20 protein-coding genes and 1 pseudogene are annotated in these 22,525 nt (G+C 68.4%); 9 read left to right on the forward strand and 12 right to left on the reverse strand.

From position 1 onward, the window contains the following. The first annotated feature begins 11 nt into the window (after window positions 1-11). On the forward strand, window positions 12-1,421 hold the full coding sequence (locus VA603_RS17575) for a cryptochrome/photolyase family protein (RefSeq protein ID WP_192288449.1): 1,410 nt from the start codon (window positions 12-14) through the stop codon (window positions 1,419-1,421). Between the two features lie 139 nt (window positions 1,422-1,560). Beyond that, entirely contained in the window at window positions 1,561-2,259 is a 699-nt protein-coding gene (locus VA603_RS17580; RefSeq protein WP_132864162.1) for a YiaD family glycine zipper/OmpA-like lipoprotein, read from the forward strand. Between the two features lie 106 nt (window positions 2,260-2,365). On the opposite strand, the gene VA603_RS17585 is transcribed toward VA603_RS17580, so the two are convergent. Then, window positions 2,366-3,415 carry a GGDEF domain-containing protein gene (locus VA603_RS17585; protein WP_323439586.1) on the reverse strand — a complete coding sequence of 350 codons (1,050 nt, stop codon included), beginning with the start codon at window positions 3,413-3,415 and terminating at the stop codon, window positions 2,366-2,368. A 183-nt stretch (window positions 3,416-3,598) separates the two neighbouring features. Beyond that, window positions 3,599-4,582: a hypothetical protein gene (locus tag VA603_RS17590; RefSeq protein WP_323439587.1), complete on the reverse strand. Its 984-nt coding sequence runs from the start codon at window positions 4,580-4,582 to the stop codon at window positions 3,599-3,601. A 140-nt stretch (window positions 4,583-4,722) separates the two neighbouring features. Between VA603_RS17590 and VA603_RS17595 the strand changes: the two genes are divergently transcribed. After that, window positions 4,723-5,235 (forward strand): L,D-transpeptidase family protein, encoded by a 513-nt coding sequence (locus VA603_RS17595; protein WP_207911799.1) that lies wholly within the window; start codon window positions 4,723-4,725, stop codon window positions 5,233-5,235. Window positions 5,236-5,437: 202 nt separating this feature from the next. Next, complete coding sequence (locus VA603_RS17600) at window positions 5,438-5,854, forward strand: DoxX family protein (protein WP_132864160.1); 417 nt, start codon at window positions 5,438-5,440, stop codon at window positions 5,852-5,854. Between the two features lie 29 nt (window positions 5,855-5,883). On the opposite strand, the gene VA603_RS17605 is transcribed toward VA603_RS17600, so the two are convergent. Then, the gene (locus VA603_RS17605) at window positions 5,884-6,426 is read right to left on the reverse strand and encodes a thioesterase family protein (protein ID WP_323439588.1); all 543 of its coding nucleotides are present in this window, start codon (window positions 6,424-6,426) and stop codon (window positions 5,884-5,886) included. An 80-nt stretch (window positions 6,427-6,506) separates the two neighbouring features. Here VA603_RS17605 and VA603_RS17610 point away from each other — a divergent pair, with 80 nt between their 5' ends. Then, on the forward strand, window positions 6,507-7,076 hold the full coding sequence (locus tag VA603_RS17610; protein WP_132864158.1) for a TetR/AcrR family transcriptional regulator: 570 nt from the start codon (window positions 6,507-6,509) through the stop codon (window positions 7,074-7,076). 28 nt (window positions 7,077-7,104) lie between these two features. Here VA603_RS17610 and VA603_RS17615 read toward each other — a convergent pair whose 3' ends face one another. The 5 genes from VA603_RS17615 to hutI form a co-directional block, all read right to left on the reverse strand. Next, complete coding sequence (locus VA603_RS17615; RefSeq protein WP_323439589.1) at window positions 7,105-9,339, reverse strand: CocE/NonD family hydrolase; 2,235 nt, start codon at window positions 9,337-9,339, stop codon at window positions 7,105-7,107. A gap of 142 nt (window positions 9,340-9,481) precedes the next feature. Next, entirely contained in the window at window positions 9,482-11,149 is a 1,668-nt protein-coding gene (hutU, locus tag VA603_RS17620; protein ID WP_132864156.1) for a urocanate hydratase, read from the reverse strand. Continuing rightward, window positions 11,146-11,997, reverse strand: a complete 852-nt coding sequence (hutG, locus tag VA603_RS17625) for an N-formylglutamate deformylase (RefSeq protein WP_323439590.1) — start codon at window positions 11,995-11,997, stop codon at window positions 11,146-11,148. The genes hutU and hutG overlap by 4 nt, the downstream gene beginning before the upstream one ends. Before the next feature lie 430 nt (window positions 11,998-12,427). Further along, window positions 12,428-13,972, reverse strand: a complete 1,545-nt coding sequence (gene hutH / locus VA603_RS17630; protein WP_323439591.1) for a histidine ammonia-lyase — start codon at window positions 13,970-13,972, stop codon at window positions 12,428-12,430. 34 nt (window positions 13,973-14,006) lie between these two features. Beyond that, window positions 14,007-15,212, reverse strand: a complete 1,206-nt coding sequence (gene hutI, locus VA603_RS17635) for an imidazolonepropionase (RefSeq protein ID WP_323439592.1) — start codon at window positions 15,210-15,212, stop codon at window positions 14,007-14,009. Window positions 15,213-15,273: 61 nt separating this feature from the next. Between hutI and VA603_RS17640 the strand changes: the two genes are divergently transcribed. Together VA603_RS17640 and hutC are read left to right on the forward strand one after the other, a co-directional pair. After that, complete coding sequence (locus tag VA603_RS17640) at window positions 15,274-16,644, forward strand: formimidoylglutamate deiminase (RefSeq protein WP_323439648.1); 1,371 nt, start codon at window positions 15,274-15,276, stop codon at window positions 16,642-16,644. 32 nt (window positions 16,645-16,676) lie between these two features. Next, window positions 16,677-17,405: a histidine utilization transcriptional repressor HutC gene (hutC, locus tag VA603_RS17645; protein WP_132864151.1), complete on the forward strand. Its 729-nt coding sequence runs from the start codon at window positions 16,677-16,679 to the stop codon at window positions 17,403-17,405. A gap of 25 nt (window positions 17,406-17,430) precedes the next feature. Here hutC and VA603_RS17650 read toward each other — a convergent pair whose 3' ends face one another. The 4 genes from VA603_RS17650 to VA603_RS17665 form a co-directional block, all read right to left on the reverse strand. Continuing rightward, complete coding sequence (locus tag VA603_RS17650) at window positions 17,431-18,453, reverse strand: restriction endonuclease (protein ID WP_323439593.1); 1,023 nt, start codon at window positions 18,451-18,453, stop codon at window positions 17,431-17,433. A gap of 127 nt (window positions 18,454-18,580) precedes the next feature. Then, window positions 18,581-19,372 (reverse strand): YggS family pyridoxal phosphate-dependent enzyme, encoded by a 792-nt coding sequence (locus tag VA603_RS17655; protein ID WP_323439594.1) that lies wholly within the window; start codon window positions 19,370-19,372, stop codon window positions 18,581-18,583. A gap of 183 nt (window positions 19,373-19,555) precedes the next feature. Next, window positions 19,556-20,023, reverse strand: a complete 468-nt coding sequence (locus tag VA603_RS17660) for a phasin family protein (protein ID WP_323439595.1) — start codon at window positions 20,021-20,023, stop codon at window positions 19,556-19,558. 74 nt (window positions 20,024-20,097) lie between these two features. Continuing rightward, the gene (locus tag VA603_RS17665) at window positions 20,098-20,373 is read right to left on the reverse strand and encodes a polyhydroxyalkanoic acid system family protein (protein WP_132864147.1); all 276 of its coding nucleotides are present in this window, start codon (window positions 20,371-20,373) and stop codon (window positions 20,098-20,100) included. Window positions 20,374-20,489: 116 nt separating this feature from the next. Here VA603_RS17665 and VA603_RS17670 point away from each other — a divergent pair. Further along, window positions 20,490-21,295 (forward strand): annotated as a pseudogene (locus VA603_RS17670) (FHA domain-containing protein). Window positions 21,296-21,421: 126 nt separating this feature from the next. Then, window positions 21,422-22,507, forward strand: a complete 1,086-nt coding sequence (gene serC, locus VA603_RS17675; RefSeq protein WP_132864145.1) for a 3-phosphoserine/phosphohydroxythreonine transaminase — start codon at window positions 21,422-21,424, stop codon at window positions 22,505-22,507. The last annotated feature ends 18 nt before the right edge of the window (window positions 22,508-22,525 follow it).

Here is a 22,525-nt window from a genome sequence, read left to right on the forward strand (position 1 = left end):
GCCCCTCCGCCATGTCCGTCGCCCTCGTCTGGTTCCGGCGCGACCTGCGCCTGCGTGACAACCCAGCCCTTCAGGCCGCGATCGAGGCCGGGCATACGCCGCTGCCGGTCTACATCCATGCGCCGCACGAAGAGGGCGCATGGGCACCGGGCGCGGCCTCCGATGCATGGCTGCACCAGTCGCTGCAGCAGCTTGATGCCGACCTGCGTGCACGTGGCAGTGCGCTGGTGCTGCGGCGTGGCGACAGCCATGCCGAACTGCAGGCGCTGATCGCCGAGAGTGGCGCGCAGGCGGTGTACTGGAACCGCAAGTACGAACCGGCCACCCAGCCACGCGACGCGGCGATCAAGCGCGGCCTGCGCGAACAGGGCGTGCACGCCGAGAGCCACAACGGCTATCTGTTGTTTGAACCGTGGGAACTGGCGACCCAACAGGGCGGCCCGTACAAGGTGTTCACGCCGTTCTGGCGCAACGCGCTGGGCCGGTGGCGGCTGGCGGCCTTGACCGAGGCGCCGTCGCGGCTGCCCGGCCATGGCCTGCAGGGCCTGCCGCTGCAGGCGTTGCAGCTGGCACCGCGGTTGCACTGGGATGCGGGGTTCTGGGCGCACTGGCAACCGGGCGAGGCCGGTGCGCAGGAGGCATTGGACGTCTTCACCGATGGCGCACTCAATGGCTACCGCGAGCAGCGCGACCTGCCGGACCGTACCGGCACCTCGTTGATGTCGCCGCACCTGCATTTCGGCGAGATCGCGCCGTGGCGCATCGTGCACGCGCTGGAGCGGCTGCGCAGTGCCGGTCGCGACGCCGACATCGACGGTTACGTGCGGCAACTGGGCTGGCGCGAGTTCTCCTGGCACCTGCTGCATCACTTTCCGCAGACTTCCGACAGCAACCTCAATCCGCGCTTCGATACGTTCGCCTGGGCGCCGCCGCGCGCCGAGCTGCTGGGCGCCTGGCAGCAGGGCCGCACCGGCATCCCCATCATCGATGCCGGCATGCGCGAACTGTGGGCTACCGGCTACATGCACAACCGCGTGCGCATGCTGGTCGGCAGCTTCCTGTGCAAGCACCTGCGGATGCATTGGAAGGAAGGGGCGCGCTGGTTCTGGGACACGCTGGTGGATGCCGACCTGGCCAACAACAGCATGGGCTGGCAGTGGATCGCCGGCACCGGCGCTGACGCGGCGCCGTACTTCCGGGTGTTCAACCCGGTGACGCAGGCGCAGAAGTTCGACCCGCATGCGCGCTACATCACCCGCTGGGTGCCGGAACTGGCGGGGCTGCCGGTCAAGGCACGGTTCGCGCCGTGGTTGTCACCGTCGCTGCTGGCCGAGCAGGCGCCCACGTATCCGGCGCAGCCGCTGGTCGATCTGGCGCAGGGCAGGGAGGCCGCATTGGCCGCCTACCACCGGTGCCGCTGAGAGTTTGAACGCTTCAGACAGTTAGATGAATGGAAGCCGCTTCCGGCGCGGCTCCATCATCCCCACGTCGCAGCCTGCTGTTTATCCTTGCCCGGCAAATCCACGCCGGCCTTCCTGCCGGCCCATGAAGGAGACTCTGATGAGCACCGTTACCGCTGTCCGCAATATTTCCCTTGGTCTGGTGGCAGCTGCCGTCCTCTCGGCCTGTGCCACCGGTGGCTCTTACGTGCAGCAGGACCCGTACGGCAACCAGACCCAGCAGCAGAACAAGACCGGCAAGGGCGCGCTGATCGGCACCGCCATCGGCGTGGCCGCGGGCCTGCTCAGCGGTGGCGATGCCACCGAGCGTCGCCAGCGTGCGATGGTCGGCGCCGGTATCGGTGCGTTGAGCGGCGCGGCGATCGGCAACTACCAGGACCGCCAGGAGCGGGCCCTGCGCGAGCGCACCGCCAACACCGGCATCGACGTGCAGCGCGAAGGTGACAACATCACCCTGAACCTGCCCGACGGCATCACCTTCGACTTCAACAAGACCACCCTCAAGCCGCAGTTCTACGGTGCGCTCAATGGCGTGGCCAGCACCCTGCGCGAGTACAACCAGACCATGATCGAAGTGGTCGGTCACACCGACAGCATCGGCACCGACGCGGTGAACAACCGCATCTCGAAGGAACGCGCCGATGCCGTGGCCGCCTACCTGACCGCGCAGGGCGTGCAGGGCGCGCGCATCGAGACGCTGGGTGCCGGCAAGGCCTACCCGATTGCCGACAACAGCACCGACGCCGGCCGTGCGCAGAACCGCCGCGTGGAGATCCGCCTGATCCCGCTGAAGTCGTGATCGCAGCTGCAGCGTTGATGGTGTGAAGCAAGGGCCGCGCAAGCGGCCCTTGTCATGTCGGCGCGGGGAGGCGATGCGCCTTGGCCTGCAACCGCGCCGCGGCAGTTCAGCCGGCGATGACCGCGCTGTTGCGTCCCTTGCGCTTGGCTTCGTACAGCGCTGCATCGGCGCGCGCGAACCAGTCCTGCCAGCGCTGTTCGCCGGCATACATCGCCCCGCCCAGGGAGATGGTGATGCGGCCGCCGGGGCCCCGCAGTGCCTCGTACACCGCCTTGCGGATCCGTTCGGTGAAGCGTTCCAAGGCTTCGCGCGTACCGGTCTCGGCCAGGATCACGAATTCCTCGCCACCGAAGCGGAACACCTGGTCCCGGTCGCGCAGTTCAAAGCGCAGGATGGCGGCCAGGTCCGACAGGGCGGCATCGCCGGCGGCGTGACCGTGGCGGTCATTGACGTCCTTGAAGTGGTCGATGTCCAGCACCACCAGCGCGTGCCGGAAGCGGCTCTCGCGCTGGCCGATGATCTGCTGGCTGAGGGTGCGTTCGAGCGCGCGCCGGTTGGGCACGCCGGTGAGGGCGTCGAGCGAGGCCAGTTGCTCCAGGCGGCTGCGGTCGCCCTGCAGGCGCCGCGAGAAGCGATGGCCGAAACCGAAGGTCAGCACGATGACGGCAAGCGCCTGCGGCTGGATCGGCGCGAGCAGCAGCCCGGGCTGCAGCAACAGCCCGACGACCAATGCCAGGTTGACCGGTGCGGCGACCTCGTAGCGGACGATGAAGAAGTTGCTGATCAGGACCAGGAACGTCCATGCCAGCGCCGAATGCTGCAGCACCCACGCCGCCAACAGGCAGCCGCCTGCATTGGCGAGGGCGGCCAGCACCCCGGCGATGTCCAGCCTTCGACGCTGGGCCAGGACCGTGGCTGCCACGGCCACAGCGGTGAGCAGCAGGCTGATGGCCAGTTCCGGCAGGCGCCGGTCGGCAGCCAGCCAGGCACTGAAGAACACCAGCACCAGCGCCGAGGTCGGCGCGATCGTGCGCAGCGGTACGCTGCGCAGCGCCTGCGGCAGGTCGGGAACGTGCTGGACGGGAGGGCCGGGGGTGTGCATGGCGGCGGCAACATAGCAGCGGCCGTGGTGGATTTCCTTCACCCGGATACACATGGTCAGGCGTCGGATTGCTTTGTGCAGGAACGCCCCGGAAGGGCGTCATTTACTGACCAACCACGGCCGCGTTCATGTCCGATATGGACGCACGGCGGCGCTTTTCAAGGCGTGTTCGGCAGCGTCGCGTGAAGCCGGATTTCACCGTCCGGACGCCGCGCCGGCCCATTTGCGCAAACCCGATCAGGCCAGCGGCAGGCGGCTTTCGGCCCGGCTGTAGCGATCGTGCAGTGCCCGCACCTGCGCGGCGCGCGGATGGACGCGCACGGTATCACCGAACGTCCGCAGGTACTGGCAAGCGGCGAAGCCTGGCGATTGCCGCTCGTAATCGGCGATCCAGGCCAACCGGTCCGGACGGTTGGCCTGCTCGGCTGACCACGCCGCGACGCGTGGCTGGATGCGGGCTTTCATCCCCATCCGCCACGGCTTGGGAGTAAGACGCGCGCGGAAGCAGTGCTGCAGGCGGCACATGCGGGCATATAGCGGATCGGCGTGGACCGCCTTGAAGAACTGGTGAACCGCCTTGTCCTGCGGATCGAACACCGCGTGCATCACCAGCACCCGCAAACCGGCCGGCGTGCGGTAGGTGCGCAGCGTCCAGTCCGGTTGTTGCCGTGAGAACTGCTCCAGCCTGGCCAGCGCGCGCCGCTGGGCGCCTCCATTGGCGTTGAAGCGCACGCGCCTGACCACTACCACCAGCCAGTTGAGCAGGATCAGCGCGAGGGTGGCGGCTGCCGCACCCATCCACCAGTTGTTCGCGTTGACGCCGACGATGGCCATCACCCCGAGCCAGCAGGCCGCCGACAGCAACAAGGGCAGGACACAGCCGGAGGGAGGCTCTTCCAGGTCGATGTCGGCGAACAGCACGTCCGGGGTGTTCAGGCACAGCGCGCCGTAGCTGTTGCGGGTGATGACATCTTCGCCCTCGCGTGCAACGACCTGTTCGCGGATGGGCACGCCTTCCACGCCATAGTGGGTGCGGCGCTCGCGGCGCGGCAGTGATTCACCGGCAAGGATGGCGTCCATGGCCTGCTGCACGCGGGCCTCGGCATGCGCCTGGGCGGCCTCCAGGCTGAGCTCGGACCAGCCGAAGCGGCGGACGGTGATGCTGCGGCGGCGATGGCGGGCCTGCCTGCGGGCCTCGGCCCAATACTCCGGAACAATCATCTGCCGTCCTGCGGTCATCCTGACGAAGTGGCCGGAGTCTGGCATAGGCCATGACGCCCGTCACCGGCCTCGCCGGCGCATGGCGGCGTACCGGCGCGTCGTCGGGTAGGCTCAGAGGCAACGTTCAACAGGGGTGTCACGTGCTGAAGGGAAGCAACGCCTGCCTGGCGTCGATGCTGGCCATGGTGGGTACGGCTGCGGCCACCGACGACGTCGAGGCAGTGCAACCGAAGGCCACGTTTGTTTACGTGGACAAGTCCGAGCGGCAGTTGTTCGTCTTCAGTGGCCGCACGCTGTTGCTGCAGTACCCGATCGCGCTGGGGCGGGTGCCGGCCGGGCACAAGCAACAGGAGGGGGACAAACGCACGCCGGAAGGGGTGTACATGCTGGACTGGAAGAACCCGAACAGCCGCTACCACCGTTCGATCCATGTCTCCTACCCGAATGCCGCGGACCGTGCCGATGCGCAGCGGCGCGGCGTGTCCCCGGGAGGGGACATCATGATCCACGGCCAGCCGAATCAGTCGCCCCTGCCGGCCGCGGCCTTGCAGCAGCACGACTGGACCGATGGCTGCATCGCGCTGACCGATGCGCAGATGGATGCGCTGTGGGAGGTGGTGGATGTGCCGGTGCCGATCCGGATCGTGCCGTGAGCGGGAGGATGCGTGCCGCCGCGCACACTGTCCGTCGGAATGAGGATACGGGTGGCGTTTGGATCGATCATTGGTGGCTTTTCATCACGCTGTCCGGTGTTGAAAAGGGGTATACCCGAGGCTGATGACGGTTCTTCGCGATGCAATCCGGCGCAGACGCATACTGCGGCCCCTTTCCTTCTGCGTTGTCTGGAGCAATGAAATGATTGACCGTTTTGTAGAGCGCAACCGCGATGGCGTGATCCTGGTGGCACGCATCCTGTTGATGGCCTTGTTCATCAGCTCGGGCATATCCAAGCTGGCGAACTTTTCCGGCACAGTGGCCTATATGGGAGTGCTGCATGCACCCCTGCCCGAGTTGGCTACGTCGATTTCCATTTTCATGGAAGTGTTTGTCGGGTTGGCAATCCTGCTCGGCGTGTGGGTGCGTCCGCTGGCGCTGCTGTTCGTGCTTTTCACGCTGGGCACCGCGCTGATCGGGCATGCCTTCTGGACGATGGAAAGCCCGGATCGCGATCTCAACCTGATCCACTTCTTCAAGAATCTCGCCATCTGCGGTGGCCTGCTGCTGCTGGCCGTGACCGGGGGCGGGCGCTACGCACTGACGCGCAGCCGCTGAGTGGCAGGAGCAGGCCCGCGCGGGCCTGCTCAGTCCTCCAGCTTGAGGGCGGCGTCGGCGGCCAGCAGGGCCTGCGCCGCCGCGCCCAACGGGGGCGATGCCACGTCCTGCACGCCCAGCACCTGCAGCACTTCCTCGCCGGTGACGAAGCGTCGGCCGCGCCGGTCGTACATGCCGGTGATCAGCAGGGCGCGGGTGGCCATCTTGTCGTCGTCGCCGACCAGCACGCGTTGCTCCATCAGGATGCGGCCGCCGACCCAGCCGACCATGCGCGTTTCCAGGGTGAAGCGCTGGAATGGCTTGAGTTCGCGCCGGAACTGGATGGTGCCGGCGCCGGCGATCGGCGCCCACTTGCGGCGCATCGCCACCTTGCCCAGGCCGGTGCGCAGCACCAGGTCCAGCCGGCCCAGGTCGAAGATCGTCCAGTAGCGGCCGTTGGTCATGTGCAGGTTCAGGTCGATGTCGTTGGGCAGCACCCGGAACTGCAGGCGCGACACGCCGGTGGGGGCCTGCAGGCGCGGGCGGAACCACGAACAGATCAGCAGGTGCAGCAAACGGAACCAGAGATTCATGGCGCGGGCAAACCTTTTATAACGACTGTCATAACGCGCGTACGCTAAGCTATGACACCCGTCATAGCAAGGACCTCGCGATGCGCCGCCGTCCCACCGATGCCCCGCAGCGCGTGATCAGCACCGCCGCCGACATGCTGGCGACCTATGGCCTCAATGCCACCAGCATCCGCGAGGTCACCAAGCGTGCCGAGGCGCCGTTTGGCTCGACCTATCACCATTTCCCCGGTGGCAAGCAGCAGGTGCTGGCCGAAGCGACCGCCCTGGCCGGCAGCCGCATCGACGCCATGCTGGATGAGGTCCTGCGCGAGGGCGTGGTCAGCGGCGTTTCGCGCTTCCTGGCGCTATGGCGCGAACGCCTGCTCAAGTCCGACTTCCACGTGGGCTGCCCGGTACTTGCCGCGGCGGTGGAAGAGCCTATCGACGGCGGCGCCGACGATGCCCGGGAAGCGGCCGGTGTTGCGTTCACGGCGTGGGAGCGACGCCTGGCCGAGGCGTTCATCGGCGAAGGCCATGCGCCGGTCCAGGCGCAGGCGTTGGCGACGATGCTGATCGCCAGCGTCGAAGGCGCGGTGGCGATCAGCCGGGCCACGCGTGACATCGCCGCGTTCGACCGGGTGGTCGAGCGATTGGAAGGCTTGTTGCGCTGAGCCCGCCCGCGCCCTGGCGGAATGTGGCTCAATCGCGGATCGGCAGGGTCACGTGGCTGTCGCCGTGCCACTGGATGACCAGCGGCTGGCCTGCATCGGCCAGGGTTTCGTCGGCTGGTTCCTTGCCGCTGCCGAGGTTGAGTTGCAGGTTGGGCTGCTTGAGCACGCCCACGGTAACCACGATGCGGCTGCCGGCGGGCAGGCGGCTGCCGAGCAGGCGGGTGTCCTGGATCCGCACGTGGCTGCGTTGCCCGGGCTGCAGCAGGTGGCGTTGGCTGCGGTCATCGGCCTGGCTCAGGCGCTGCAGCGCATAGGCCAGGTCGAAGTACTGGCCTGAGGGCCCCTGCGCGTAGATGCCGATGCTGAGGTCGGCGTCGGCCTTGTTGAGGGTGAAGTACAGGTCGGCGCTGAACGGTCCGGCCAATTCCAGGTCGTGCGTGAGCACGTCGCTGCGGAATACCAACCCGGCGTGCGGGTCCAGCGTGGGGTTCAACACGTTCGGTGAAGGCTGCCAGTCGGCGTCGCTGCGGTCGCTGAAGTCCACGCGCTGGATCGCCGGTGGGCCGTTGGACGGTGCCGCATCGAGCCGGTGCGCGGCATTGGCGCCGGCGTGCAGGTAGTAGCGCTGGCTGCGCGTGGCCATGGCTTCCAGCGTGTCGGCATGCCGCCAAGTGTCGGCGCCCATGACCTGCCAGTTGACGCGCCCGGCGAGCGGGGCGGGCGTGGGCGCGCCCTTGAAGACGTGGTCGAACCAGGCCAGCCGCATTGCCTGCAGGTCGATGCGGGCGCCGGGGTCGGGCGTGTAGCCCTGCACCACCGGCGGCAGCCCGGTCTGCATGGTGAAGTGTTCGTAGGGACCGATCAGCAGGGTATGGTCGGCGTTCGGGCGGTGCTGCAGGTGGTTGCGGAAGTAGTGCAGGACGCCGATCTGCGCACCATCGAAGTAGCCGGTGGTGGCCAGGACCGGGATGTCGATGTCGGCGAACGCACTGCCCTGCGGAATCATCGCGTGCCACCACGCGTCGTAGCGCGGGTGCTGCAGCCAGCGGCTGAACACCGGGTTGGCCGTGCCATCGATAGCGGGCCGGTCGCGGTAGCGGCCACCGCCGCGGTAGGCCTGCTGGTCGAGCCGCTGCCAACGGGCGCTGTCGCCGTAGCTGGCATCGTCCAGGCTGCGATTGCTGGCCGTGTAGAACGGCCAGGCGTACATGAAGTTGAGGAAGACGCCGCCTTCCATCGGGACATCGATGCCGGGTGCGGTCGTGGCCGAGGTGGCGATGGCCTTCAGCGCCGCCGGACGCTGCTTGAGCGCGGCCCATTGGGTGAAGCCGCTGTAGCTGCCGCCATACATGCCGACCCTGCCATCGCTCCAGCGTTGCGCGGCGATCCAGTCGATCACCGCCGCCGCGTCGCCGCCATCGTGCTCGAACGGCACGATCGCATCCGGGCTGCGGCCCTTGCCGCGGCTGTACGCCACGACCGACGCATAGCCGTGGGCGGCCATCTTGCGGGCGTCGTCCCAGGCCCAATCGTCGTTGGCGTAGACGGTGAAGGTGAGCAGTGCGGGCAGGGGAGTGGCGGCGTGGCGCGGCAGCACCAGCAGCGCGGACACGCGGGCGCCGTCCGGGGTGGCGATCAACAGGTCGCGCTCGACCTGGTAACGGCGTGCGTCGTCGTCGGCCTGTGCCGTGGCGAACAGGGGCTGGAAGGCGGCGTAGCTGTCATGGATCTGCCAGGCACGCACCAGTTCGATAACCTGGTCCATCGGAAGGCTGCGTTTGCCGCGTGCCTGTTCGATGCGCTGGTCCAGGTCCTGGCGCATGCGCGGCAGGTAACCACCGAAGGCAACGCCGGCCTGCTGCGCGCTGCGGTCGTCGAGCTCGGCGAAGCGGGCGGCGAAGGCCTGTGGCCATGCCTGCGCGAACGCTTGCCGATGCTCGGCCTGCGCCTGCCGCGCACGCGCATGGATCTCGTACTGCAGGAACAACGGCGGCTGGTTGGATGGGTCGTTGCGCAGGCGGCGCAGCGCCTGGATGCTGGTGATGGCGTCGGCATACCTGCCGGCGGCCAACTGCAGGCGGAACACCGTGCCCAGCCGCTGCTGCGCATCGGGCGCGTCGTAGCGCGCCAATGCCTGCCGGGCCAGGGCCGGTACGGTCGTATCGAGGCGCTGCTCCCAGCCGGCCGGCAGCACAATGTCGTCGTTGGCCGCGTAGGCCGAAGCCGCGAACAGCATCAACAGCAACGTGAGCAGGCTGCGCATGGTGTTTACCCGACGAAGGTGCTGCTTGATAGCACATCGACGGACGGCGCGCCCGTGCGGCGTTGCGCCCGAAAACAGATGCCCCCTCCCGTGGACGGGAGGGGGCATGGCTTCCATCGCTACGGAAGTGAAGGTGCGGCGATCAGCCGAGGATGCCCGGCAGGTCCAGGCCCTTCTCGCGGGCGCAGTCCAGCGCGATGTCGTAGCCGGCGTCGGCGTGGCGCATGACGCCGGTACCGGGGTCGTTCCACAGCACGCGGGCGATGCGCTGGTCGGCGGCCTCGCTGCCGTCACAGACGATGACCACGCCAGAGTGCTGCGAGTAGCCCATGCCCACGCCACCGCCGTGGTGCAGGCTCACCCAGGTGGCACCGCCGGCGACGTTGAGCATGGCGTTGAGCAGCGGCCAATCGGAAACCGCATCCGAACCGTCCTTCATCGACTCGGTCTCGCGGTTGGGCGAGGCGACGCTGCCCGAATCCAGGTGATCGCGGCCGATCACTACCGGTGCCTTGAGCTCGCCATTGCGGACCATTTCGTTGAAGGCCAGGCCCAGCTTGTGGCGCAGGCCCAGGCCGACCCAGCAGATGCGCGCCGGCAAGCCCTGGAAGCTGATGCGCTCGCGGGCCATGTCCAGCCAGCGGTGCAGGTGCGGGTCATCGGCGATGATCTCCTTCACCTTGGCATCGGTCTTGTAGATGTCCTCCGGGTCGCCGCTCAGTGCCACCCAGCGGAACGGGCCAACGCCGCGGCAGAACAGCGGGCGTACGTAGGCCGGCACGAAGCCGGGGAAGTCGAACGCGTTCTTCAGGCCTTCGTCGAAGGCCATCTGGCGGATGTTGTTGCCGTAGTCGACGGTCGGGATGCCGGCCGCGTGGAAGGCCAGCATCGCCTCCACGTGCACGCGCATCGCGGCCTTGGCGGCGTCGCGCACCTTCTCCGGGTTGGCCTGCTGCTCGGCCAGCCATTGCTCCACGGTCCAACCGACCGGCAGGTAGCCGTGCACCGGGTCATGCGCGCTGGTCTGGTCGGTGACGCAGTCCGGGCGCACGCCACGGCGCACCAGCTCCGGCAGGATCTCGGCCGCATTGCCGAGCAGGGCGATCGACTTGGCTTCGCCGGCGGCCGTGTACTTGGCGATGCGCGCCAGCGCGTCGTCGATGTCGGTGGCCTGCTCGTCGACGTAACGGGTGCGCAGGCGGAAGTCGATGCTGCTCTGGCGGCATTCGATGGTCAGGCTGCTGGCGCCGGCCAGCGATGCGGCCAGCGGCTGCGCGCCGCCCATGCCGCCGAGGCCGGCGGTGAGGATCCACTTGCCGGCCAGGCTGCCGCCGTAATGCTGGCGGCCCATCTCCACGAAGGTCTCGTAGGTGCCCTGCACGATGCCTTGGCTGCCGATGTAGATCCAGCTGCCGGCGGTCATCTGCCCGTACATCATCAAGCCCTTCCTATCGAGCTCGTTGAAGTGCTCCCAGTTGGCCCAGTGCGGCACCAGGTTGGAGTTGGCGATCAGCACGCGCGGTGCATCCGGGTGCGTGGGGAACACGCCGACCGGCTTGCCCGACTGCACCAGCAGGGTCTGGTTGTCGTCCAGGCGCTGGAGTGTTTCCAGGATCTTGTCGTAGCTCTCCCAGTCGCGCGCGGCGCGGCCGATGCCGCCATACACCACCAGCGAGGTCGGGTCTTCAGCCACTTCGGCGTCGAGGTTGTTCTGCAGCATGCGGAACGGGGCCTCGGTCTGCCAGGACTTGCAGTTGAGCGTGTTGCCGCGCGGCGCGCGCGGGCTGCGGGAAGGATCGTGACGGGTCATGCGTTTCTCCGGGAAGCAAAATCGAGGCAGGCGCGAAGGATCTGTTTCAGGGTGTCGCGTACCGGTGCGGCGTGGTCGGGGTCGTACGGGGTCGGCCAGCTGTGCTCATCGACATCGGCCGGCGCGGGCTCGTGCATGTAGCCACGGCAGCCCAGCTCCATCTGCAGGGTATGCACGCCGCCGGCGGTGTCGCTGTAGTGGCGGGTGATCCAGCCACCCTTGAAGCGGCCGTTGCGAACGTGGCCCAGGCCGCTGATCGCGCACAGGTTCTCGACCACGTCGGTGAGCGCGTTGTCGCAGGACGTGTCCGGCGCACCACTGGGGCCGGCGCTGCCGATGTTGAACTGCGGCAGTTCGCCGTCGAACAGGTGCGGGATCAGCGAGCGGATCGAATGCGCGTCGTAGACGACCACGGTGCCGTGGATGGCGCGCAGTCGGGTGATCTCGGCGCGCAGCGCGGCGTGGTACGGGTCGAACCAGGTCTGGCGGCGGCGCTGGATCTCCGCCTCGTCCGGCGCATGGCCGTCGCGGTACAGCGGCTGGTTGTCGAAGGTGGTGGTCGGGCACAGGCCGGTGGTGTTCTGGCCCGGGTACAGGGAGGCGCCGGAGGGATCGCGGTTGACGTCGATCACCGAGCGCGAGACCGCGGTGCGCACCGTGGTGGCGCCCAGCTCCCTGGCGAAGGCGTACAGCTCGTGCACCCACCAGTCTGCGTCGCGGCGGGCCAGCCATGGCGAGACGAAGTGGCCGACCAGCGCGTCGGGCAGTTCGGTGCCGGTATGCGGGAAGCTGACGATCAGCGGGGCATCGCCGCGGTGAATCTGCAGCCAGTCAGGCGAGTGGATCATGGAGGACTCCAAAGGGCAGGGCAGAACGATGAAGCGTGTGGGAATGCGTTATCCCTTCTCCCGCGTGCGAGGGAAGAGGCCCGAAGGGCAGATGAGGGGAGCTTTTTGCAGTGAAGCTGAAAAGCGCCCTCATCCGGCGCTGCGCGCCACCTTCTCCCGCTTGCGGGAGAAGGGAAGGGTTTGCCGCGAGCGCTGGCCGCACGGCTATGTCATACACCGCGCGGAAAGCCGATGCCGTCTCTTCTCCCGCTTGCGGGGTGAAGACATGCGGTCTACGAGCCATGGGCTCGTGCATGGCTGAACGCCCAGCGCGTTGCGCTGGGCCGGGGCGCGGAGCGAGATGCCCGCAGGGCAGATGAGGGCAGCTTTTCGCAGTGAAGCGAAAGCCAGAAGAACCAGCCCTGTGCGCCCAATGCCACATACGACGCAATCAGTTGCCAGCCACATCCACGCCCGGCAACTGCACGCCCAGGCCCGCCAGCAGCGCGCCGCTGCGCACCAACTCGGTGGCGGCGACCATGTCCGGGTGGAAGTAGCGGTCGTCCTGCAGCGTCGGCACCTGCGCACGCAGCAGCGCACGCACGCCTTCCAGTGCGTCGCTCGAACGCAGCGGCGTATGGAAGTCGCAACCCTGGCCGGCAGCCAGCAGCTCGATGCCGATCACGTTGGCGGCGTTCTCGGCCATCGCGATCAGGCGGCGCGCGCCATGCGCGGCCATCGAGACGTGGTCTTCCTGGTTGGCCGAAGTGGGAATCGAATCCACGCTGGCCGGGTAGGCACGCTGCTTGTTCTCCGACACCAATGCCGCGGCGGTCACCTGCGGGATCATGAAGCCCGAGTTCAGGCCCGGCTTCGGGGTCAGGAACGCCGGCAGGCCACTCAACGCCGGGTCCACCAGCATCGCGGTGCGGCGCTCGCTGATCGAGCCGATCTCGCAGATCGCCATGGCCAGCATGTCGGCGGCGAAGGCCACCGGTTCGGCGTGGAAGTTGCCGCCGCTCAACGCCTCACCGGTATCGGTGAACACCAGCGGGTTGTCGGACACGCCATTGGCTTCGATTTCCAGCGTGGTCGCGGCCTGGCGGATCACGTCCAGTGCCGCGCCCATCACCTGCGGCTGGCAGCGCAGGCAGTACGGGTCCTGCACGCGCACGTCGTTGTCACGGTGCGATTCGCGGATGGCCGAACCCTGCATCAGCTGGCCCAGTACCGCGGCGGTGGCGATCTGCCCGTGCTGGCCGCGGATGCGGTGGATGCGCGGGTCGAACGGAGTATCCGAACCCTTGGCTGCTTCCACCGACAACGCACCGGTGACCAGCGCGCTCTGGAACACGACTTCGATCTCGAACAGGCCGGCCAGCGCATATGCGGTGGAGTACTGGGTGCCGTTGAGCAGGGCCAGCCCTTCCTTCGCGCCCAGCACCAACGGTGCCAGGCCGGCCTGCTGCAGCGCCTGTTCGGCCGGCATGCGCACGCCACCGACGAAGGCTTCGCCCACGCCGATCATCACGCTGGCCAGGTGCGACAGCGGCGCCAGGTCGCCCGAGGCACCGACAGACCCCTGGCTCGGCACCACCGGCACCACGTCCTTCTGCAGCATGGCTTCCAGCAGCGCCAGCGTTTCCGGGCGGATGCCCGAAGCACCCTGCGCCAGGCTGGTCAGCTTGAGCGCCATCATCAGCCGCACCACGTTGACCGGCATCGGCTCACCCACGCCGGCGGCGTGCGAGAGCACGATGTTGCGCTGCAGGGTTTCCAGGTCCTCGCGCTCGATGCGCACGCTGGCCAGCTTGCCGAAGCCGGTGTTGATGCCGTACACCGGCGCGCCCTTGGCGACGATGTCGGCCACGACCTGCGCGCTGCGCTGCACGGCGGCCTGCGCCGAGGCGTCCAGCTGCACGTTGGCGCCGCGGTAGATCTGCCGCCACTGCGCGAGCGGGACGTGGCCGGGAAGAAGGGTCAGGGTGGTGCTCATGAATGCTCCAAGCGGTGCGTTGTAGTGCGTGGTGTCAGGCCGCGTGCCCGCGCCAGATGCGGGCATGCAGGGGATTGAAGCCGATGCGGTAGACCAGGTCGGCGGGCGCCTCGATGTCCCAGATGGCCAGGTCGCAGTCCATCCCGGCGACCAGCCTGCCGAGGCGATCGCTGCGGCCCAGCGCGCGGGCGGCTTCGCGGGTGAAGCCGGCGATGCATTCGTCCACGGTCAGGCGGAACAGGGTCGCGCCCATGTTCATGGTCAGCAGCGGGCTGGTCAGCGGCGAGGTGCCGGGGTTGCTGTCGGTGGCCAGGGCCAGCGGCACGCCGGCGTCGCGCAGTTTCTGGATCGGCGGCAGCACGGTTTCGCGGGTGAAGTAGAACGCGCCCGGCAACAGCACGGCGACGGTACCGGCCGTGCGCATGGCGGCGATGCCGGCATCGTCGAGGTGTTCGATATGGTCGGCGGACAGCGCACCGTGGCGGGCGGCCAGTTCGGCGCCATGCTGGTTGGACAGCTGCTCGGCGTGGATCTTGATCGCCAGCCCGTGCGCGCGTGCGGCCTCGAACACCTGCTGCGCCTGTGCCGGCGAGAAGGCGATGTTCTCGCAGAAGATGTCCACCGCCTCGGCCAGGCCTTCGGCGGCGATGGCCGGGATCATCACTGCACTGACGTCGTTGATGTAGGCCTGTGCCTCGTGGTCGGGCGGTACCGCATGCGCGCCGAGGAAGGTCGGCACCACTTCCACCTTGCGCAGCCTGCCCAGTTCGGCGGCCACACGCAGCTGCTTGCGCTCGTCGGGAAGGCTCAAGCCGTAGCCGGACTTGATCTCGATCGTGGTCACGCCCTCGGCCAGCATCGCGTCCAGGCGGGGCAGGGAGGCGGCGATCAGCCCGGCATCGTCGGCGGCGCGGGTGGCGCGCACGGTGGAGACGATGCCGCCTCCGGCCCGGGCGATGTCGGCGTAGCTCACGCCCTGCAGGCGCTGCTCGAACTCGCCGGCGCGGTTGCCCGCGTAGACCAGGTGGGTGTGGCAGTCGATCAGCCCGGGGCTGATCCAGCGGCCGCCGCAATCGATGCGCTCGGCCGGTATGAATGCCGGGGCGGTGTTGGCCGGGCCGGCGTATACGATGCGACCTTCGGTGGCGGCGATCATGCCGTCACGGACCACGCCCAGGCCGCCGCTGGCATCGTTCAGGGTCATCAGGTTGGCGTTCTGCCAGAGCGTGTCGCAGCGCATGGGCACTCATCCCGGTGAATTTGTATATACAATAACGACCGAAAACGGAGAGTGTCCAGTGATCACCCCATCCCCATCGCAACCGGTTCATTTCCATGCCCAGCAGGCCTTGTTGGCCGATGGCTGGGCGCATGACGTGCGCATCGAAAGCCAGGCCGGGCGCATCACTTCGGTGACGGCCGGGGTGCCGGCGCAGGACGGGGACCGGCGGCTGGGCACGGTCGTGGCCGGGCTCGGCAACCTGCACAGCCATGCGTTCCAGCGCGCGATGGCTGGCCTGACCGAAGTGGGCGGGCGCTCGGGCGACAGCTTCTGGAGCTGGCGCGAGCTGATGTACCGCTTCCTCGACCGGCTCGACCCGGACGACTTCCAGGCCATCGCCGCGCAGGCGTACATGGAGATGCTGGAAAGCGGCTTCACCCGCGTCGGCGAGTTCCACTACCTGCACCACGCCCAGGATGGCAGCGGCTATGCCGATCCGGCGGAAATGTCCGCGCGCGTGGCCGCCGCCGCTGCCGAGACCGGGCTGGGTCTGACCCTGCTGCCGGTGTTCTATGCGCACAGCGATTTCGGCGGGGTGGCGCCGACGCCGGGCCAGCGTCGCTTCCTGCACGACGTGGATGGCTTCGCGCGCCTGCTCGAAGGCTGCCAGCGGGTGCTGGCCACGACGCCCGATGCGGTGCTGGGGCTGGCCCCGCACAGCCTGCGTGCCAGTACGCCACAGGAACTGCAGGCATTGGCGGCGATGGGGCAGGGCCCGATCCACATCCATATCGCCGAGCAGACCCGCGAGGTCGACGCCTGCCTGGCATGGAGCGGCCAGCGTCCGGTGGAGTGGTTGTACGACCACGTCGCGGTCGATCCGCGCTGGTGCCTGGTGCATGCCACCCACGTCACCGCGCGGGAAGTGCAGCAGATCGCCGACAGCGGAGCGGTGGTGGGGCTGTGCCCGATCACCGAGGCCAACCTGGGCGACGGCCTGTTCCCGATGCGCGACTTCGTGCAGGCCGGCGGCCGGTTCGGGGTGGGCTCGGATTCGAACGTGTTGATCGATGCAGCCGAGGAACTGCGCCTGCTCGAGTACGGCCAGCGCCTGGCGTTGCGGGGGCGCAACGTGTTGTCGCCGGGCGTGCTCTCGACCGGGCGCTGGTTGTACCAGCAGGCCGGTGAGGGCGCGGCGCAGGTGCTGGGCGTGGCCAGCGGGTTGCAGGTGGGCGCGCCGGCCGACCTGCTCGAACTGGATCCGGAACACCCGGCACTGCAGGGTCGACAGGGGGATCCCTTGCTTGACAGTTGGCTGTTCGCCGCACGTAATGGCGCCCTCCGCAGCGTCTGGCGCAACGGTCGCGAGCTGGTCCAGGGGGGCCGCCACGTGCATCGCGAAGCGATCACCCTGCGTTACCGCGCCGCCCTTGGCCGGATACTGGCCTGACGACACGGTGTTGCCCATTTCAGGAATCGCGAGTGAAGAGCAAGAAGGCTCCCACCCTCAACCAACGCATCCGCAGTGACATCGAAAGCCGCATCCTCAGCGGCGAGTGGGAGCCGGGCTACCGCATTCCCTTCGAACATGAGTTGATGGAGCAGTACGGGTGTTCCCGGATGACGGTGAATAAGGTGCTGACCACGCTGGCCGAGAGCGGCATGATCGAGCGCCGCCGCCGCGCCGGTTCGTTCGTGGCGCGCCAGCCGCCGCACCTGGAACACGTGGCGCTGGAGATCCCGGACATCGCGGTGTCGGTCATCCAGCGCGGCCATGCCTATGGCTTCCAGTTGCTGGAGCACGCCCATCGCAAGGCCCGCGCAGGACAGGCCGAGGAGTTGGCGCTGGTCGGTGCCGGCAAGCTGCTGGCGATGCGCTGCCTGCACCTGGCCGACGGCAAGCCGCTGGCGCTGGAGCGGCGCCTGATCAATCCCGAGGCCGTCCCCGAAACGCTGGAAGTGGACTTCTCGGTACAGCCGCCGGGCAGCTGGCTGCTGCAGAACGTGTCCTGGACGCGTGGTGAGCACCGCATCAGCGCGGTGGCCGCCACCGCCGAGGAAGCCGCCCTGCTGCAGGTGCCGGCCGGTACCGCCTGCCTGACCATCGATCGCCAGACCTGGCGCGGCGAACAGCCCATCACCTGGGTGCGACAGAAGTTCCTGGGCGATGCCTACGACCTGATCGCCCGCTTCGCGCCCGGCAACCGGTAGGGGCGGCCAGGGCCGCGCCTACGGCTCAGAACGTGCGGCACTGCCGCCAGCGCACCGGCTCATCGACGCCCGGACGCGGGTTGAGCTGCACGCGGGTGGTACGCAGCGCCGGGAAACGTTCCAGCTCGGCGCAGATCAATGGCCAGATTGCCGCATCCTCGCCACTGCGTTCCACCGCAAGGGTGCTGCGCGTCTGCCAGATGCCGCTGACCACGCCCGGGGTGCGCGCCAATGCCTTGGATACCGACTGCTGGTAACGCAGCAGCGTCTGCGGGTCGGGATCGGCGACCAGGTCGCCGGGGTTGGCACTGGCCACCGGTGTGGCTGCGGCAGCGGGCGTTGCGGCAGCCGGCGCCGCGGCTTCGGCACCGTTGCCGGTCGGCTCCGGGCGTCCTTCGCGTGCCGACGCTGCCGGTGCGCCGCGCGGCGTGGCCGCCCCGCTGGCGCCTTCGTCGCGAAGTGTGAGGTAGCCCATGCTGACCAGCAGGCCCAGGGTGACGGCGGCGAGCCCGGCAATGCCGGTGTGGCGCACGGCCTCGCGGCGCGCGAAGCCGGTGACCGTTTCGCGAACTTCGTCCGGCACGTAGGGCTTGAGGAACTGCCACAGGTCGCGCCCGTCGATCACCTCGATGGATTGCCGCCCGGCCTCGGTCACGCCCTCGCGGTCCACCTGGCCTTCGGTCAGCAGCAGGCCGCCGACCGCACCGGTCAGGCGCATCGCCGCGCCCAGTTCGTGCACGGCCGAGGCATCAAACCGATACGCGCGTCCGTGCTTGCACGACACCAGCCAGCGCTCGCCGTCCCGCTGCAGCAGGAAGTCGCTACTGGTGCCGCGTTCGCTGTCATCGCTGGCATTGAGGGCAACCAGGCCACGGCGCTCGGCCATCGCCGAACGGACGATCTGCGAGAACTCGCGCCAGCGCATGCCGGCCAGCGCGGCCAGGCCGTGCTTCATCTCGGTTTCCCGGCGCTTGACCAACCACAGCCAGGCGGCCGCAAGGCTCCAGATCAACAGCGCGAGCACCAGGGCCAGGATCCAGGAAAACATCGATTTACCCGAGGGAACGGAAGACAGGGGGCCTCAGTCTAGCTTCCTTCACGACCGTAAGAAGGGCCAATTGCAGCTTTTGCGAAAGCCGTCAGGGCGCTGCCGGGGACGCTCCCCGCGCGCGTGCTCAACCCGGCCAGTAGTGGCTGTCCGGCACCGTTCTTGCACCGAAGATGGCCTGCCCGACGCGGACTACCGTGGCGCCTTCCTCGATGGCGATCTCGAAGTCACCGGACATGCCCATCGACAGTTCGTCCAGCGTGATATCGGCAGGCGCTTGCTGGCGCAGGCGGTCGCGGAGCTGGCGCAGTTCGATGAAGCAGCGGCGCACCCGCTCGGCCTCGGCTGAGAACAGCGCCAGGGTCATCAGGCCGCGCACGCGCAGGCTGCCGAATTGCGGCAGGGCCTGGAGGAAGGCCGGCACGTCGGCCGGTGCCAGGCCGAACTTGCTGTCCTCGCCGGAGGTGTTGACCTGCACGTAAACATCCAGCGAGCGGCCTTCCAGCTGCAGGCGACGGTCCAGGGTCTCGGCCAGGCGCAGGCTGTCCAAGGCCTGGAACTCGCTGGCGAAGCGCGCCACCAGCTTGGCCTTGTTGGTCTGCAGGTGGCCGATCACCGACCACTGCAGGTCGTGCAGGTCCTGCATCGCCTCCCACTTGTGGTGGGCTTCCTGCACCTTGTTCTCACCCAGCAGGCGGCAGCCGGCCTGATAGGCCAGGCGGATGTGGGCCTCGTCGATGGTCTTGCTGACCGGCAACAGCCGCACGCTGCCGCGGTCGCGGCCGGCGCGCGCGCAGGCGGCATCGATCCGGGCCTGGATGGCCTCCAGGTTGTGGCGGAAGTCCTCCACGGTTTCGGCGCGCGGGTAGCGGCCGTGCTGGTCGTGGCGGGTGGGGGTGTCGGGCAGCGGGGTCTGCATGGCGGCTCTCATGGCGCGATTGGCCGGGCCGACCATTGTCGCCTTTACCGTCCCGCGGGGCATCTTTCCCGGAGCGCAGGCATGAAAAACCCGCCATCCGGAGCCGTGAGGGGAGGGAGACAAACGGCGCGGTACTGCTGGCGGGTCAATGGATTCTTGCGCAACTTTTGCTGCTATGCAACATCAATCTTCATGCGGTGGCGAAGCGGCGTGCGCGGCGCGCGATTCGGCTTTGGTCAGGCGCCGGTTGAGCGCGTCCAGGCGCTCGTTCAGCGCCTCGATGTCCGAGCGGCTGGGGATGTCCATCCGGCGCAGCACCCGGTGCACGCGGTCCTCGAAGTTCTTCTCCACCCGGTCCCAGGTGCCGGCGGCGCGTTCGCGCGCCTGGCCCAGGGTGTTCTCAACGGTGTCGCGCAGGCTTTCGCCGCGCGCGGACTCCTCGCGGCTGCGCTCTTCGGCGGCCTCGCCTTCCTTGACCAGTGAATCGAACAGGCGGCTGCCCTCGTTCTGCGCCCGGGCCAATGCGCCCAGCCCAGCCAGCCAGACCTGCTGGGCCGATTCGGTCATCCTGCGGCCGATACGCTCGGCCTGGTGCTGCAGGCCGGGGCTGCTGCCGCCGTCGTCACCGGGACGACGTTCATATGCGCTCATGACGGTGCTCCTGTGGGGACGAAACCTTGGGCAACACCGTAACGAGTGGGATGCGTGCTTGGCGTGATGGAGGCTCAGCCAAGCTTTTCGGCCAGCACGCGCTGGATTTCCGATTCCACCATGCCCTTCATCGCGGACAACAGGAAGCCCAGTTCAGCCTTGACCCGCACCGCGCCGGGCAGCAGTTCGATGCCGCCTTCCACGCCGGAACGGGCGAAGTGCAGCACCTGGCCTTCCCAGCGCGTGGTGACGTCGAAGCGCTCCTGCAGCTTCTGCGCCACTTCGGCGATGGCGGAGCGGGCGTTGTCTTCGGACAGGCTGTGGGCGTGGCGGATGTCGATGGTGGACATGAAGCGTTCCTGCGATACGGCGTCGGGTTGAAGGGAGGGCATTGTAGGACCTGCGCGGCCTGCTCCGGGCGCCGTGGCACCTTCTGCGCGGCAGGCCGACCTGCTAGTCTGCCGCGGTGCCTATCCTGCAAGTCCATTTCAGCAACCGCCAGCAGCCCGACCAGCCCTTGAGTCCGGGCGTCCAGCGCATCGTGCGCCATGCATCCGGGCAGGTCCGGCTGGGCGATGACAGCGTCGGTCCGATGTTGCTGGCACAGTTCTGCGTCGACCAGCGCGGCGTCTGGTTGCAGGTCGCCATGGCGTCCGCGGCATCCACGTCAACGGCCGCCCGGTGCGCCGGATGGCGCAGCTGCGCGCCGGTGATTCGGTCTACGCCGATGGGGCGGAGATGCTGCTGCGCGGCCAATGCGAGCCGGCCGGGCAGGTGCCCGAGGCCGTCGCCGAGCCGGGTGATGACCAGCGCGTGCTGCTGCGTGGCGTCGGTGGCCGCCACCATGGCCGCAGTTTCACCCTGGATCGGTCCCGTGGCATCGGCAGCGAAGCCACCAATGACATCGTCATCGACGACCCCACCTTCACCGCACGCCATGCCCGCTTCGAGCGCCACGACGACAAGGTGCTGCTGCGTGACCTCGGTTCGGCCGACGGGGCGCTGGTCAATGGCGTGGCGGTACGCAACTGCTGGCTGCAGGCCGGTGATCAGGTCGTGTTCGACGGCGGGCACCGCTTCGTGCTGGAGATGCCGCTGAACCCCGCAAGCCTGGCGGCGGTGCTTGCGGTCGAAGAGGAAGCGCCGGCCGAGCCGGCTGAAGCGGCCGCCACGGCCGCGCCGCGGCGTCCGCGGCGCTGGCCCTGGTTGCTGCTCAGCGCCCTGTTGCTGGGCGCGGCGATCAGCGCCCTGCTGCTGTACGGCGCCCGCTGAGCCCGCGCGCCGGCCGCGCCCTGGCCGGCTCGGCAGCGGTCCAATTGGGTGCAGATGCAACTTTTTCTGCGCCCCCAAAGGCTGTTGCGCTGCGGCATACTAGGGGTTCTGCCCAACAGGTGTGTCATGACGCGCGCATTCAATTTCAGTGCCGGCCCTGCAACGCTGCCGGAGCAAGTCCTCCGCCAGGCGCAGGAGGAAATGTTGGAATGGAATGGCGTAGGCGCATCCATCGTCGAGATCAGCCACCGCAGCGCGGACTTCATGGCCGTGGCGGCGCAGGCCGAAGCCGACCTGCGCATGCTGGTCGGCATCCCCGATGACTATGCCGTGCTGTTCCTGGGCGGTGGCGCCACCACCCAGCAGGCGCTGCTGCCGCTGAACTTCGCCAGCCCGGGCCAGCGTGCCGACTACGTGGTCACCGGCCATTGGGGCAAGACCGCGGTCAAGCAGGCCAAGCCCTATGTCGATGCGCACGTGGCCGCCAGCGGTGAAGCCGGCGGCTTCCACGACATCCCGCCGGTGGCGCAGTGGCAGTTGTCGCCCGACGCGGCCTACGTGCACATCACCGCCAACGAAACCATCCACGGCGTCGAATTCCGCGACGTGCCGGACGTGGGCGAGGTGCCGCTGATCGCCGATTTCAGTTCCTCGATCGCCTCCGAGCCGATCGACGTCTCGCGTTACGGCGTGATCTACGCCGGTGCGCAGAAGAACCTCGGCCCGGTCGGCATCGCGGTGGTGATCATCCGCCGTGACCTGCTCGAACGCGCCGGCCAGCCGCGCGCGGACATCTTCGACTACCGCTCGCACGTGGCGCGCGATTCCATGCTCAACACCCCGCCGACCTGGAACTGGTACCTGGCCGGGCTGATGTTCAAGTGGATGCTTGCCCAGGGCGGCGTGGAGGCCTTCGCCCGCCTCAGCCAGGCCAAGTCGGCCGCGATCTACGACGCCATCGACGGCTCCGGCGGCTTCTACCGCAACGAAGTGGTGCCGGCGGTGCGCTCGCGCATGAACATCCCGTTCTTCCTGCCCAGCGAAGAACTCGATGCGCGCTTCGTCAGCGAATCCAAGGCCGCCGGCCTGCTGGCCCTGAAGGGGCACAAGGCGGTCGGTGGCATCCGCGCCTCGATCTACAACGCCATGCCGCTGGAGGGCGCGCAGGCGCTGGCCGCGTTCATGCGTGATTTCCAGCAGCGCAACGGCTGAGCCCCCAACAACGCCGTG

It is taken from the genome of Stenotrophomonas capsici (genome assembly GCF_034961085.1).
GTDB classification, from domain to species: Bacteria; Pseudomonadota; Gammaproteobacteria; order Xanthomonadales; family Xanthomonadaceae; genus Stenotrophomonas; species Stenotrophomonas capsici.